This is a genomic window from Erwinia sp. S38 (assembly GCF_016624545.1).
GTDB lineage: Bacteria > Pseudomonadota > Gammaproteobacteria > Enterobacterales > Enterobacteriaceae > Erwinia > Erwinia coffeiphila.
The window spans coordinates 44817-59676 of the sequence record NZ_JACVTS010000029.1 but is presented as its reverse complement, the minus strand read 5'-3'; the positions used below and the strand labels follow the sequence as shown (position 1 = coordinate 59676).

General features: G+C 56.5%; 13 protein-coding genes and 1 other RNA gene. 5 read left to right on the top strand and 9 right to left on the bottom strand.

Annotated features, from left to right (window positions below; translation table 11 throughout):
- The first annotated feature begins 83 nt into the window (after positions 1-83).
- Positions 84-207, top strand: a non-coding RNA gene (locus tag IBT46_RS24280) — RtT sRNA.
- 65 nt (positions 208-272) lie between these two features.
- Here the strand turns inward: IBT46_RS24280 and IBT46_RS24275 are convergent.
- The gene (locus IBT46_RS24275; protein WP_200547742.1) at positions 273-1724 is read right to left on the bottom strand and encodes a DNA-3-methyladenine glycosylase 2; all 1452 of its coding nucleotides are present in this window, start codon (positions 1722-1724) and stop codon (positions 273-275) included.
- Positions 1725-1891: 167 nt separating this feature from the next.
- On the opposite strand from IBT46_RS24275, the gene IBT46_RS24270 reads away from it, so the two are divergent.
- The 3 genes from IBT46_RS24270 (at position 1892) to pnuC (ending at position 4349) form a co-directional block, all read left to right on the top strand.
- The gene (locus IBT46_RS24270) at positions 1892-2398 is read left to right on the top strand and encodes a methylated-DNA--[protein]-cysteine S-methyltransferase (protein WP_200547739.1); all 507 of its coding nucleotides are present in this window, start codon (positions 1892-1894) and stop codon (positions 2396-2398) included.
- A 159-nt stretch (positions 2399-2557) separates the two neighbouring features.
- Complete coding sequence (gene nadA / locus IBT46_RS24265; RefSeq protein ID WP_200547738.1) at positions 2558-3619, top strand: quinolinate synthase NadA; 1062 nt, start codon at positions 2558-2560, stop codon at positions 3617-3619.
- A gap of 28 nt (positions 3620-3647) precedes the next feature.
- On the top strand, positions 3648-4349 hold the full coding sequence (pnuC, locus tag IBT46_RS24260; RefSeq protein ID WP_200547737.1) for a nicotinamide riboside transporter PnuC: 702 nt from the start codon (positions 3648-3650) through the stop codon (positions 4347-4349).
- Between the two features lie 59 nt (positions 4350-4408).
- Here pnuC and zitB read toward each other — a convergent pair whose 3' ends face one another.
- Positions 4409-5341 (bottom strand): CDF family zinc transporter ZitB, encoded by a 933-nt coding sequence (gene zitB / locus IBT46_RS24255; protein ID WP_200547736.1) that lies wholly within the window; start codon positions 5339-5341, stop codon positions 4409-4411.
- A gap of 185 nt (positions 5342-5526) precedes the next feature.
- Positions 5527-5853, bottom strand: a complete 327-nt coding sequence (locus IBT46_RS24250; RefSeq protein ID WP_200547741.1) for a YbgS-like family protein — start codon at positions 5851-5853, stop codon at positions 5527-5529.
- Positions 5854-6139: 286 nt separating this feature from the next.
- Here IBT46_RS24250 and aroG point away from each other — a divergent pair, with 286 nt between their 5' ends.
- On the top strand, positions 6140-7192 hold the full coding sequence (gene aroG / locus IBT46_RS24245) for a 3-deoxy-7-phosphoheptulonate synthase AroG (RefSeq protein ID WP_105591105.1): 1053 nt from the start codon (positions 6140-6142) through the stop codon (positions 7190-7192).
- 749 nt (positions 7193-7941) lie between these two features.
- On the opposite strand, the gene gpmA is transcribed toward aroG, so the two are convergent.
- From gpmA to modE, 6 genes are all read right to left on the bottom strand, one after another.
- Positions 7942-8694, bottom strand: coding sequence for a 2,3-diphosphoglycerate-dependent phosphoglycerate mutase (gpmA, locus tag IBT46_RS24240; protein WP_012441996.1), 753 nt, complete (start codon positions 8692-8694; stop codon positions 7942-7944).
- Between the two features lie 156 nt (positions 8695-8850).
- Positions 8851-9879, bottom strand: a complete 1029-nt coding sequence (gene galM / locus IBT46_RS24235) for a galactose-1-epimerase (RefSeq protein ID WP_200547735.1) — start codon at positions 9877-9879, stop codon at positions 8851-8853.
- Entirely contained in the window at positions 9873-11021 is a 1149-nt protein-coding gene (gene galK, locus IBT46_RS24230) for a galactokinase (RefSeq protein WP_200547734.1), read from the bottom strand. Before galK ends, galM begins: the two co-directional genes overlap by 7 nt.
- A 2-nt stretch (positions 11022-11023) precedes the next feature.
- On the bottom strand, positions 11024-12070 hold the full coding sequence (gene galT, locus IBT46_RS24225; RefSeq protein WP_200547733.1) for a galactose-1-phosphate uridylyltransferase: 1047 nt from the start codon (positions 12068-12070) through the stop codon (positions 11024-11026).
- Positions 12071-12472: 402 nt separating this feature from the next.
- Positions 12473-13939 carry a molybdate ABC transporter ATP-binding protein ModF gene (gene modF, locus IBT46_RS24220; RefSeq protein WP_200547732.1) on the bottom strand — a complete coding sequence of 489 codons (1467 nt, stop codon included), beginning with the start codon at positions 13937-13939 and terminating at the stop codon, positions 12473-12475.
- Positions 13940-14013: 74 nt separating this feature from the next.
- Positions 14014-14793: a molybdenum-dependent transcriptional regulator gene (modE, locus tag IBT46_RS24215; RefSeq protein ID WP_200547731.1), complete on the bottom strand. Its 780-nt coding sequence runs from the start codon at positions 14791-14793 to the stop codon at positions 14014-14016.
- Positions 14794-14860 lie beyond the last annotated feature (67 nt).

Genomic DNA, 14860 nt, shown 5'->3' with positions numbered 1-14860 from the left:
AGTTGACTTTTAATCAATTGGTCGCAGGTTCGAATCCTGCACGACCCACCAATGTTAAGAAGGCGCCCTAAAGGCGCCTTTTTGCTGTCTGCGATTCGGGCGGGGTTCGAACCTGCCGCAGGTTCGGGTCGAACGCAGTGAGACAACGTTGCCACGGCAACGGCCCGAAGGGCGAGGCGAAGCCGAGTCATCCTGCACGACCCACCAGTGTTAAGAAGGCGCCCTAAAGGCGCCTTTTTGCTATCTGCGATTTGGACAGGGTTCGAATCTGATTAGCCCAAACTCTTCCAGATATGCATCACCGCATAGCTCCGCCACGGACGCCACGCCTGAGAGCGTTTATCCGCCTCTTTCGCATCGATCCTCCCCAGGTTATTACGCACAACGATATCGCCCGCAGGAAAGGCATCAGGCCAGCGTAGGGCGCGCATAGACAGATACTGTGCAGTCCAGTCACCAATTCCCGGTAGTGCCAGCAGCTGAGTCACGGTTTTGTCTGGCTGGCTTACCGCATCCAACTTCAGCGTGCCCTGCGAGCAGGCAGCAGCCAGCGCCAGAATGCAGCGGGTGCGGGCACTGACGATTCCGAGGCTGGCGATATCATCAATACTGCACTCCGCAACCCGATCAGCCAACGGCGACAGATGCGTCAGCTGCGGCAGTGGGCAGTCAAAGGGATCACCAAAAGCCGTCGCAAAACGTCCACCCAGCGTCGCTGCTGCTTTAACGGTGATCTGTTGCCCAAGGATCGCACGTACTGCCATCTCGAAACCGTCGAAAGCACCGGGCACACGCAGGCCCGGATAAGCCTGTAGAGAGGGTTGCAGCAGCGGGTCCTGCCCCAGATGCGCGGCAATTAAATCCGGTCGTGCACTCAGGTCAAACAGATTCCTCAGGCGGCGCAGCAGCGCAGGCAGCACGGGGGTGAGTGAATGGCTGAACTCCACCTGTAGCATATTTTTCGCCGCTTTCTGCCGAACCTGAATCCAGCCACAGTGCTGCCCCAGCCTGACCGTCCGGCTGTAGCTATCCGTATCGACATATTCCACCCCCTGCAAAGCGCGAACGCGCAGGAAATCCAGCATCGCCTGCCAGTCGTACGGCGGACGATAACCGAGCTGAAGTACCGACGTATCGCTGTTATTCATGTCAGATTCTTTTTCCGTGCCCTCTTTTCTCAGGCGGCTGGGCGGCATGCGGTACTGACTGCTGAAGGCGTCATTAAAGCGCCGCAGGCTGGAGAAACCGCTGGCAAAGGCAATTTCCGTCACCGGAAGCCGCGTTTCGCTAAGCAGCTGCTTTGCCAGCAGCAGGCGGCGCGTTTGGCGCAGTTCCTGTGGCGAAACGCCGAGCTCTTTCTGCACGATGCGCCGCAGTTGCCGCAGGCTGAGATCGAAACGGGCGGCGATCTCCTCAAGGCTCTCAACCTGCTCGATCAGTCCCTCATCAATCTGCTGCATCAGCCGTTCGGCCACCCGCTGGCCGTGATCGACCGGAGCGTTGCCGGGTGCCAGCTCTGGCCGGCAGCGCAGGCAGGGGCGAAAGCCCGATTTCTCAGCGGCTTCAGCATTGGCAAAAAACAGGCAGTTGGCCGCTTGAGGCGCTTTCACCGGGCAGATCGGGCGGCAGTAAATCCCCGTTGACGTCACGCCAACGAAAAATACGCCGTCAAAACGCGCATCGCGAGAGGTGAGGGCAAGGTAAGCTGAGTCCCGGTCGATCATCATTGGCTCCTGTTATACAGCGGTCGAATCAGGTTAGCGTCTGAGCAGACACCTGGCTGGCCATATTCGGACATCACACTATTTTATGCCGGTGTCCGAAAACGGCTAGTACCGCCATACAAAAAGCGGATAATCAACCGGAAACCGAGACATGGAGGAAGCAACACATGAGTTATGACTTCAAAATGATGCAGTCGCCGGTCGGCGAGCTGAAACTGGTCGCATCTGAACGCGGGCTGGTTGCCGTGCTGTGGGAAAATGATGATCCTAAACGCGTGCGTTTCCTGCCGCAGGTTGAACAACCTGATAATCGCATTCTGCTCGAGGCGGAACGCCAGCTGTGGGAGTACTTCTCCGGCAAACGGCGGGAGTTTGCACTGCCGTTGGAATTTGTTGGTACCGAGTTTCAGAAACAGGTCTGGGCCGCGCTGGTCACCATTCCCTATGGTGAAACCCGCAGCTATGGTGATATCGCACGCCAGATCGGTAATCCGACGGCGGTACGTGCGGTGGGGGCTGCCAACGGACGTAATCCGCTTTCCATTATTGCGCCCTGCCATCGGGTCATTGGCACCAACGGTAAACTGACCGGTTTTGCCGGCGGTCTGCAAACTAAAGCTTTCCTGTTGCGCATTGAGGGCGGTGGCCAGCTATGGCCGGAAGAGGCACTTTAACGATCGACATCACATCCTGGTGTGAAAATTAAAAACTCAGCGACATTGCTCTATATTTCAGCTATCGTGTTTAGCATATAAAACAAACCAGCCGAAGAGTTGGCGCCGGACCGGGTTCCAGGGCCGTTTCGGTTAAGTTGAAAAAACGAGAGTTGCATTATGAGCCTGATGTTTAATCCCGAAGACGCCATCTATCCGTTCCCGCCGAAACCGGCAAAACTGTCTATCGAAGAGAAGCAGTTTTACCGTGAGAAGATTAAACGCCTGTTAAAAGAGCGGGATGCGGTGATGGTCGCTCACTATTACACCGATCCGGAAATCCAGTCACTGGCGGAAGAGACCGGCGGGTGTATTTCCGACTCGCTGGAAATGGCCCGATTCGGTAGCCAGCATCCGGCATCAACGCTGCTGGTCGCCGGCGTGCGTTTTATGGGCGAAACCGCCAAAATCCTCAGCCCGGAAAAAACCATTCTGATGCCGACGTTGCAGGCCGAGTGTTCGCTGGATCTCGGCTGCCCGATCGACGAGTTCAGCCGTTTCTGCGATGCGCACCCGGATCGTACGGTCGTGGTTTACGCCAATACCTCTGCCGCCGTTAAGGCCCGCGCTGACTGGGTCGTCACCTCCAGCATTGCCGTTGAACTGATCGAGCATCTCGACAGCCTGGGGGAAAAAATTATCTGGGCACCGGATCGCCATCTGGGGCAGTACGTGACGCGCAAAAGCGGAGCTGATGTGCTGTGCTGGCAGGGAGCCTGCATCGTCCACGACGAATTTAAAACCCAGGCGCTACAGCAAATGAAGGCACTCTATCCGGAAGCCGCCGTGCTGGTACATCCTGAGTCACCGCAGGCCATCGTTGATCTGGCCGATGCCGTGGGATCGACCAGTCAGCTGATCCAGGCTGCGCAGACCATGCCGCATAAGAAAATGATCGTCGCCACCGATCGTGGCATTTTTTACAAAATGCAGCAGGCCTGCCCGGATAAAGAACTGCTGGAAGCGCCCACCGCTGGTGAAGGTGCCACCTGCCGCAGCTGTGCGCACTGCCCGTGGATGGCAATGAATGGACTGAAAGCGATTGCCGATGGTCTTGAGCAGGGCGGCAGTGCCCACGAGATACACGTTGATGAAGCGCTGCGCCAGGGTGCATTGATCCCGCTGAATCGTATGCTAACCTTTGCAGCACAACTCAAACTTAAGGTTAAGGGTAACGCCTGACCGATGGTCTTCAGGATAAGGTCTTAATATGGATTTCTTCAGTACCTCAAATATTCTGGTTCATATTCCTCTCGGCAGCGGTGGTTACGATCTTTCATGGATCGAAGCCATCGGTACGCTGGCTGGCCTGCTGTGCATCTGGCTGGCAAGCCTGGAAAAGATCGTCAACTATGCGTTTGGCCTGCTAAACGTCACACTGTTCGCCGCGATCTTTTTCCAGATCCAGCTTTACGCCAGTCTGCTGTTACAGCTGTTTTTCTTCGTGGCCAATATTTACGGCTGGTATGCCTGGAGTCGCCAGACCAGCGATCATCAACAGGCGTTGAAGATTCGCTGGATGCCGCTGCCAAAAGCGCTTCTTTGTGGCGCTGTTTGCATACTGGCGATTGCGCTGATGACGTTCTATATCGATCCGGTGTTCGCCTTTCTGACGCGTACTTCGGTGGCGCTGATGCAGGGGCTGGGATTAAACGTGGTGATGCCTGAGCTTCAGCCGGATGCTTTCCCGTTCTGGGATTCCTGCATGATGGTGTTGTCGATTGCCGCGATGATCCTGATGACGCGCAAATACGTCGAGAACTGGCTACTGTGGGTGGTGATCAACATCATCAGCGTGATGATTTTTGCCCGGCAGGGGGTTTATGCGATGGCGCTGGAATATGCCATCCTGACGGTGATTGCCCTGAACGGTTCCTGGCTGTGGATTAAAAGCGCGCGCCAGCGCGCTTAACCGTCACCACGGCGCGGCAGGCGGGCGATAAATACCGCCTGCCGCAGTGACAATAGCCACTAGTGATTATGACCGTGATGGCTGTGACTCTCGCCCTGAATCCAGTGCAGATCGCAGTCATCGCCGTCGCAGCGCTGATACTCCATCTGCACCGTTGCGTGCTCGATCTGATAATTCTCATGCAGGTAATGATGAATTCGCTGCAATAGCGCATCGTGATCGCGCGGGGGTATCACCTGCACATGTAGCGTAATGACTGGCTTTTCTCCCACCTGCCACAGATGAACATGGTGCACGTTGCGAACCTCGGGAATATTGAGCGTCAGCGATCGCTGCAGCTTGTCGGCATCAATATGCTGCGGTGCGCCTTCCAGCAGTTCATGCGTACTCTCTTTAATCAGCATCCAGCCGCTGCGTAGCACCAGCATTGAAACCAGCACCGAGAGAATAGGGTCAATCGGGGTCCAGCCGGTGAACATAATAATCAGCGCCGCCGCAATGGCGCCCACTGAACCCAGCAAATCCCCCAGTACGTGCAAAGCCGCCGCCCGCACGTTGAGGTTCTTTTCACCGCTGCCGCGATGCAGCAGCCAGAATGAGAGAATGTTGGCCAGCAGGCCGCCAACGGCGATAACCAGCATCATGCCGCCTGCAACGGGCTGAGGATGAGTAAAACGTTGAATGGCTTCCCAGACAATCAGTACGGTAATCACCAGCAGGGCAAGGGCGTTGACGAACGCGGCGAGCGTGGTTAAGCGCAGCATGCCAAAGGTATGGCGTTTGTCCGGTCGACGTTGGGCAAACTGAACCGCCATCAATGCAACCAGCAGTGCAGCGGCATCGGTGAGCATGTGCCCGGCATCCGCCAACAGGGCCAGCGAGCCGGAAAGCAGGCCGCCGACGACTTCGGCGACCATATAGATTGCGGTAACCAGAAAAGCCGCCAACAGGCGGGAGCGGTTTCCATCTGCAGCAGAATGACTGTGTGCCATAGGTATCCGGTTGAGTGAACAGACGTGTAATCCACTATATTAATGGATTAGTTGCAATATTTGTATTCTGCTGTCTGTACTCATTAGTTAGATGGTGCCGTCATCAACTTTTTGCAGGCAGCCGCAATGCGGGATGAAACACCGGGAGCGATACTCTGCCCCGGTGCTACAGCGACAACGCGCTGTTACTGCGTTGTACCATCGGTTTTATGGTTGGCATCCTCGCCGACTTTCTTGCCGATATCCGGGCATTTTCCGTCTTTACACTGTGAGTTTTTGTGGACTTCTGCGGCGTTCATATCCTGATGCGTTGCGCTGGCATCGCCGGTATTAATTTTACTGTTGTCCACATTATTGGGCTGAAGGTTTTGCTTCGCGTCCGGCGCTTTGGCGCCGGCGTCGGCTGCTGCATTCGCCGCACCGTTATTGCTGCTGGTATCTGCGGCCATTGCCGTTGCACTACCCAGGGACATTGCTGCTGTGAGGAAGATAATGGCGAACTTATTCATCATTGTGCTCCATTGAGTTCTGAGTATTAACCAAACCTGCTTAACGGTTTGAAAAGAAATTATCCTGTTGGGAAATAAAGCTCCGTAAAGATAACTGTTGGCAATCGTTAATGGTGCCAATTCCATTTTTCCAGATATTTACATTTAAAATTGTAGTAAAGCGAAGTGGAAAATCAAATTTACCCGCAAAATCTTGAGGGAAAGGCGATTTACAGCGTCAGGGACTCGCGATAGATTGGAGCAGATGCGCCTGGTGTGCACTTCGGCAATGAAATAACCTGGAACTATTATGAATTATCAGAACGATGACTTAAGAATCAAAGAGATAAAAGAATTATTACCCCCTGTTGCCCTGTTTGAAAAATTCCCTGCCACGGATAAGGCTGCTGACACAGTATTCCGCGCTCGCCAGGCAATTCATCAGATTCTGCAGCAGCAGGACGATCGTCTGCTGGTGGTGATCGGTCCCTGCTCCATTCACGATGTGACGGCGGCGAAAGAGTATGCAGAGCGTCTGCTGAAGCTGCGCGAGGAGCTGAAGGATTCGCTGGAAGTGGTGATGCGCGTTTATTTTGAAAAGCCGCGCACCACGGTTGGCTGGAAAGGGCTGATTAACGATCCACATATGGATGGTAGTTTCCAGATCAACGATGGTCTGCGCATTGCGCGCAAGCTGCTGGTGGATATCAATGACAGCGGCCTGCCTGCTGCCGGTGAGTTCCTTGATATGATCACCCCGCAGTACGTCGGCGATCTGATGAGCTGGGGCGCTATTGGCGCGCGCACCACGGAATCTCAGGTTCACCGTGAGCTTTCTTCCGGTCTTTCCTGCCCGGTTGGCTTTAAAAACGGCACCGACGGCACGATTAAAGTTGCCATCGATGCGATTGGTGCAGCCGGTGCGCCGCATTGCTTCCTGTCGGTGACCAAATACGGTCATTCTGCGATTGTGGAAACCAGCGGTAATCAGGATTGCCATATCATTCTGCGCGGTGGCAAAGAGCCAAACTACAGCGCGCATCATGTTAGCGCGGTGAAGAGCGGTCTGGAAAAGGCCGGTCTGCCGGCGCAGGTGATGGTTGATTTCAGCCACGCTAACAGCAGCAAGCAGTTTAAAAAGCAGCTGGATGTGTCTACCGATGTGGCAGAGCAGATTGCTTCGGGTGAGCGGGCGATCATTGGTGTGATGATTGAGAGCCATCTGGTGGAAGGTAATCAGAGCCTGGAGAGCGGTGAGCCGCTGGTGTACGGTAAAAGCGTGACCGATGGCTGTATTGGCTGGGAAGATACTGAAACCGTGCTGCGCCAGCTGGCTGCGGCGGTGAAGGCGCGTCGCGGCTAAAGTCCGATTATCTGTGGGGGGCGTCTGAGCTGACTGTGTGCTGCCAGTTAGCTCTGTGGCTACAGCGCCTGAATTGACGGGGCGTTGCCAGTTAACAGTGTGGCTACAGCGCCTGATCAGACGGTTCGCTGTCCGCTTCGGCGGTCCTCGCGCCGCTGTGCGGTGCCCTCACTCCGTTCATCAGCCTCACGGACCAGCACAGACGCGTGTCCCGCGCGGCTGTGCTTTTCGGCCGCGTCCATGCGGCCAAATCCTGGCTTCCTCTCTTCGTTCAGCGCTGCGGATTGCCGAAGCGGGCAGCGATCCGTCTGCTCCGTAGCTTCAGCGTTTTTTTGCGATAACCCCCATGACTATTCAGCCGGTTAGCTTTAATCAGATTGCGTATTAACGTCTCTGGTGCGACCCCGAAGTCAGCCTCTGAGATGAACGGCGGGCAATTCGCAGCGCTGAGGTGAAAGCAGCAGGCCAGGAGACGCCAACAGGGAAGTTGGCGTCAGGCGAAGCCGGGCCATGGATGACACGTCTTTGGCGGTCCGAGCGGCCGGATGCTGAAACCGAAGGCATCACGCAGCGCGTGACGCGAGGACCGACCGGAAGCCCCGGCAGAGGCTGGGAACCGGGCACCGTTTTATCAGCGACAGAATCGCCGTCTCGACCAGCGACTCTCCCCAAATTGCACGCAAAAAAAACCGCCATCTCAACGACGGCGGCTTTATCAACTCAGCTCACTCCTGCCTCTCGGCAGAAAATTACTTCGCTTTACCCTGGTTTGCTACGGCCGCGGCTTTCGCTGCGATCTCGTCAGCATCACCCAGATAGTAGTGCTTGATAGGCTTGAAGTTTTCATCGAACTCATACACCAACGGCACGCCGGTTGGGATGTTCAGTTCCAGAATCTCTTCTTCGCTCATGTTGTCCAGGTATTTCACCAGCGCACGCAGGGAGTTACCGTGGGCAGCGATGATCACTTTCTCGCCGCTTTTCATGCGTGGCAGAATAGACTCGTTCCAGTAAGGCAGAACGCGATCGATAGTCAGCGCCAGGCTCTCGGTAGTTGGCAGCTGCTCTGCGGTCAGTGACGCATAGCGCGGGTCGTGGCCAGGGAAACGCTCATCGGCACGATCCAGCTCCGGTGGAGTCACCGCAAAACCGCGACGCCACTGCTTAACCTGCTCGTCACCATATTTGTTCGCGGTTTCCGCTTTATCCAGACCCTGCAGCGCACCGTAGTGACGCTCGTTCAGACGCCATGATTTCTCAACCGGCAGCCAAACCTGATCCACTTCGTCCAGAATATTCCACAGCGTGTGGATGGCACGTTTCAGCACGGAGGTGTAAGCAAAATCGAAGGTGAAGCCTTCTTTTTTCAGCAGTTGACCCGCTGCTTTAGCTTCGGTGCGGCCTTTATCAGACAGATCAACGTCGTACCAACCGGTAAAGCGGTTTTCGTTGTTCCACTGGCTTTCGCCGTGACGCACCAGAACCAGCTTAGTTACAGCCATAGCTTAACTCCTTAATAACTTTACGTTTCTATGATAATGGGAATCGGTAAACTGCCGGAGCCTGCGCGCGACAATTTTAATGTGCATTACCATAGCTGAAATCTGCGCAGCGCGTAAGCCCGTCGCGCATGCGTTGCGCGTTTTTCATGCGCTTTATCAAACTGCAATCAACTGGTAACGCGTCACCGACTGATACGATTCACCTGGCGCCAGCCAACAGTCCGGCTGCGGCCATTCAGGGTGATTAGGCGAGTCGGGCAGGAACTCGCTCTCCAGCGCAATACCCTGGAAAGCATTATAGACTCCCTGTTCGCGCGCCGGGGTTCCCGCCAGGTAATTCCCGCTGTAAAGCTGCAAAGCCGGAGCGGTAGTAAACACTTTAAGCTGTAGTTGACCGTCGGCAGACCACAGCTCGGCGGCCGGTTCCGGCGAGTCATTCAACAGGTAGGCGTGATCGTAACCTTTCACCCGCTGCTGATCGGCATCCTTCAGGAAATCCTGCGCCACGCTCTTCGCCTGGCGAAAATCGAAACCGGTTCCCTCCACCGCTTTCAGTGGCGCAGCGGGAATCCCTTCGCTGTCCACCGGCAGATAGTAATCGGCGTTTAACAGCAGACGATGCTGGCGCGCATCGCCGTGTTCCACATCCAGATTGAAATAGGCATGATTAGTCAGATTCACCGGGCAGGGTTTATCCACCGTCGCCTGATAGCTAATCGAAAGGGTGTTATCTTCATCCAGATGATAGCGCAGTGAGACGACTAGTTCGCCCGGGAAGCCCTGATCGCCGTCGGGTGAATCAAGGCGGTATTCCACTTCGCTTTCGCTCTGGCAGACAATCTGCCAGCGACGATGGCTGAAGCCTTCAGGGCCGCCGTGCAGCTGGTGTTCGCCCTGATTGGCGCTCAGTTTAATGGCCTCACCGTTCAGTACCAGCTGTGAGTGGGCGATACGGTTCGCGTAGCGGCCAACTGTCGCACCAAGATAGGCAGACTGGTGAAGGTAGTCGGAAGGTGTCGCGCAGCCCAGCAGCGCTTCTCGTACGCTGCCGTCGCGCATCGGCACGCGTGCGGAAAGCCACGTTGCGCCCCAGTCCATAAATGTCGCCACCATGCCGTTGCCGTTGCGCAGGGAGGTAATCCGCCACGGCTGTCCGTCCGGGGCGTGAGAATCAGGTTTTAGCATGGACCCGCTCCTTCTGAGGCTTTGCAAACGTAAAATGTTTCTTTGATACCGGACTGTGCCTCGTAATGCTCCGCCACGGCCGCTTTCACGCCCGCTACGCAATCCTGCGGCATCAGTGCCACCACGCAGCCGCCAAAGCCGCCGCCGGTCATGCGTACGCCACCGCTCTCACCCAGCGCGGCTTTAACGATATCCACCAGCTGATCAATTGCCGGTACGGTGATTTCAAAGTCATCGCGCATTGAGGCGTGGGATTCTGCCATCAGCACCGCCATGCGGGTCAGATCGCCGTTGGCCAGCGCATCAGCCGCTTCCAGCGTGCGGGCATTTTCCGTCAGCACATGGCGTACGCGTTTCGCTACCAGCGGGTCCAGCTCGTTCTGGCGCTCGTTAAACTGCGCCAGGGTTACGTCACGCAGGGAAGACTGGCCGAAGAACGCCGCACCTTCTTCGCACTGCTGGCGGCGGGTATTGTATTCACTGCCGACAAGGCTGCGGCGGAAGTTGGAGTTAATGATCACGACCGCAATATCTTCCGGCATCGGAACCGGTCGGGTGCCGAGCGTACGGCAGTCCAGCAGCATGGCGTGATCCTTCTCGCCCAGCGCCGAAATCAGCTGGTCCATAATGCCGCAGTTGCAGCCGACAAACTGGTTCTCCGCTTCCTGACCGTTGACGGCAATCGCTGCGCCATCCAGCGCCAGTCCGTAAAGGTGATTGAACACGGTGCCTACCGCCACCTCCAGAGAGGCCGAGGAGCTTAAACCCGCACCCTGCGGCACGTTGCCGCTAATCACCAGGTCCGCGCCGCCGAAATTTGGCTGACGCTGTTGTAAATGCTTCACCACGCCGCGCACATAGTTGGCCCACATATAGTCCGGGTGGGAAACAATCGGCTGGTCGAGGGAGAAAATATCCTGCTGGCTGTCGTAATCAGCTGCAACAACCCGTACCTGACGATCGTCGCGCTTCGCACAGCTGATGACCGTCTGGTAATCAATGGCGCAGGGCAGCACAAAACCGTCGTTATAGTCGGTGTGCTCGCCAATCAAATTCACCCGTCCGGGTGCCTGGATTGTATCGGTTGCCGCGTAGCCAAAAGCGTTGGTGAAAATCTGCTGGGTAGTGGTCTTTAAAGTCATGGTTATGCTCCGGTTTCGCGGAAATGGATATCGCTGACGGCACGCAGACGTTCGGCTGCCTGTTCCGGCGTTAAATCACGTTGAGTTTCAGCCAGCATTTCGTAGCCGACCATAAATTTACGTACCGTTGCTGAACGCAGCAGCGGTGGATAGAAGTGTGCGTGCAGCTGCCAGTGCTCGTTGTCTTCGCCGTTAAACGGCGCGCCGTGCCAGCCCATGGAGTAGGGGAACGAGCACTGGAACAGGTTGTCATAGCGGCTGGTCAGCTTTTTCATTGCCAGCGCCAGATCGTCGCGCTGCGCGTCGCTGAGATCGGTCAGGCGCTTCACGCTGGCTTTCGGCAGCAGCAGGGTTTCAAACGGCCATGCCGCCCACCACGGCACCACGGCCAGCCAGTGCTCGGTTTCTACTACCGTACGTTTGCCGTCCTGCAACTCGCGTGCGCAGTAATCAACCAGCATTGGCGATCCGTTTTTTGCATACCAGGCACGCTGCAGATCGTCCTCGCGCTTCGCTTCATTCGGCAGGAAGCTGTTGGCCCAAATCTGGCCGTGCGGATGCGGGTTGGAGCAGCCCATCGCCGCGCCTTTATTCTCAAAGACCTGCACCCACGGATAGCTTTGGCCCAGCTCAGCGGTTTGTTCCTGCCAGGTTTTCACCACATCAATCAGGCCGTCCAGCGTCAGTTCCGGCAGGGTTTTACTGTGATCGGGGGAGAAGCAGATCACCCGGCTGGTGCCACGCGCGCTTTCACAGCGCATCAGTAAATCATCGCTTTCCGGCGCATCCGGCGTATCGGTCATCAGCGCCGCAAAGTCGTTGGTAAAGACATAGGTGCTGGTGTAATCGGGATTTTTATCGCCGGTTACGCGGGTATTGCCCGGGCAGAGAAAACAGTCGGGATCGTGCGCAGGCAGTCTATCCTGCGAGGGTGTTTCCTGCGCGCCCTGCCACGGTCGTTTGGCGCGATGCGGGGAAACCAGAATCCACTGGTCGGACAGCGGATTGTAGCGACGATGTGGATGATCCACCGGATTGAATTTTTGCATGTTAAGTCCTGATAACCTTCTGTCTGCGTCAGATCTGATAAAAAAATAGCACAGTCGCGGTGCGGAAAGCGTGATCGAAATGGAAAAAATGGAATCGTTTACACAAACTTTAAAAACGGCAATGTCGCTAAGAGTAAAGGATGGACACAATTTCGCAAGCTTGTGGTAGTGAATTAGTGGTAGCGATTACACGATGTGGTTTACGCCACGTGCCGGTCACTGTAAGCCTGGATAAAACGCAATGGAGTGAAGAGGTAGGGCCGCGTCCGTGTTTGAGATAAGTCATGCGGAAACGGGAAGGGAAGGTGCTAATAAGTATTAAGAGAATCACACTGGATGAGTTCCACCAGAAGTGAGAGGAAAGCAGGGCAGGTCCACGAACGAACCCGCCCGGCGCAGGAATTACAGCGTTTCCTGTAAATATCCGTAGCGGTCGCCATCGGCAATAAAACTCAGACGATGGGTAATGCACTGCGGGGCATCTTCCGCGTGGTGGGAAACAAACAGCAGCTGGGTGCGGCCTTCACCAATCAGCACATCGACAAAGCGACGAACCAGCAGGCGGTTAATCGGGTCCAGCCCCTGTAGCGGTTCGTCGAGGATCAGCAGAGCCGGGTGTTTAACCAGCGCACGGGCGATCAGTACCAGCCGCTGCTGGCCCCAGGAGAGATCGTGGAACGGCGTATCACCCTGTTTTTCCATGCCCAGCAGATGCAGCCACTGTTTCGCCAGCGCCTGCTGACGATCCGAGACGGCCTGGTAGATGCCGATGGAATCAAAATAGCCGGAGATAATCACATTGCGCACGCTGCTGCTGACCCGGTAATCAAGATGCAGGCTGCTGCTGACGTAGCCGATATGCTGTTTGATATCCCAGATGGTTTCGCCGCTGCCGCGACGGCGGCCAAACAGCGTCAGATCGTTGCTGTAGCCTTGCGGATGATCGCCGGTGATCAGACTGAGCAGCGTCGATTTACCGGCGCCGTTCGGGCCAACGATCTGCCAGTGCTGCTGGCGATCGACCTGCCAGTCGAGATGGTGCAGGATCGGACGATCGTTATAGGAGACAACGCCGTCGCGCAGCACAATCAGCGGTGCATCGGCAGCCAGCTGCGGAATGGCCTCCGCGTCGTCGGGTTCCGGCAGCGTCATGCCGTCCAGCTTTTCACTGTGCGCCAGCTGGGCGACCAGCGCCTCGGCAAGGATCGCTTTACGCGGGCCGGTATGGCTGAGATGGCACTCCGCCAGCACGCCCACCTGCTGAATGAAGTCGGGGATATCATCAAAGCGGTTCAGCACCAGCACCAGGGTGAAATCAGGCCGCTGCAGTTCCCCCAGCACGCTGGCGAGATTAGCGCGTGAAGCCACATCCAGCCCGTCAAACGGTTCATCGAGGATCAGCAGGTCGGGCTGCGCCATCAGCGCCTGGCACAGCAGGGTTTTACGCGTTTCCCCGGTGGAAAGGTATTTGAAGCGGCGATCGAGCAGGTAGGTAATGCCAAACTTCTCCGCCAGCTGCTGGCAGCGCGCCGGGTCGCGCACCTCATCCTGAATAATCTCAGCCGCCGTACGTCCGGTATCGTCTTCGCCGGGGCTGAGCAGGTCGGTGTTATTACGCTGCCATTCGTCGGCCACCAGTTTCTGTAGCTGTTCCAGCGACAGGCGCACGGGGTGCCTGAAATCGCCGATCGCCAGGCCTTTAGAGGGGGCCAGCTCACCGGAAAGGGCGCGGGCCAGCGACGACTTACCGCTGCCGTTGGCCCCGACGAACGCCCAGCTTTCACCGGCGCGTAAAGTCAGATCGTTCAGGTTCAGAGTTCGGGTATCGCTCAGGCGAAAGATGCCTTGCGTAATTTGCAACATTGACATTATTCATTCCATTTTATGCATCACACGGCTATTAGGGGCTTCCTGCCGTACAATGTCAAATCCCGCCCGATGATTCAGAGCAGCGTCGCGATGATGACGCAATCGGCATTAAAATATGCTGTCACGGCCGAGCCGGGCTGCAGTTTTTGCTGGGTGATAAGCTGATTTTCAACGGTGGCACAGAGCGTTTCACCGCTGCCGAGCGTCACCAGCACTTCGCTGCGGCTTTCACCCTGTTCTATCTGGCTGATGTGGCCCGTCAGCAGATTATCCGCGCTGACGCTTTCCTGGCTAATGCCAACCCACGGCGCTTTAATCAACACCAGCACCTCTTTGCCCGCAGTCAGCTGCAGGCGGTTGGCGCTCTGCTCGGTCAACGCGACCTTGATTTGGGTGTCACCGTCGGCCAGCTGTACCGTAACATGCTGCTGTACCGGCAGATTGTCACGGCTGGCGACGGTGCCGTACAGCTGGTTTCGCGCGCTGGTTTGTAGTGAAAAGCGGGCGATTGCGCCCAGCAGACTGCCGAGTGGCGCATCGTCCTGTAAAACATCAAATGCCTTCTGCTGGATCTGTTCCAGCAGCGCATAGAGTTGGATCAGGCGCTCGCCGTAGGGCGTAACGATGGCCCCGCCGCCGCCTTTACCGCCGGTGGCGCGTTCAACCAGCGTGCGGTCGGCCAGCTGGTTCATCTCGTTAATCGCATCCCAGGCGCTCTTATAGCTGATCCCCGCCAGCTTCGCACCCTGGCTGATCGAGCCGCTCTCCTTTATCTGGCGCAGCAGTTCAATGCGGCGCGGGTCAGCGAACAGCCGCTGCTGTAACTTCAGAATCAGGGCAATTTCGGCCTGCATTTTGCTCTCCCATTTTCAGCATCTCATTGCCGGATTGTAGCAGCAGGGGATGCGGATGCGTGGGGAA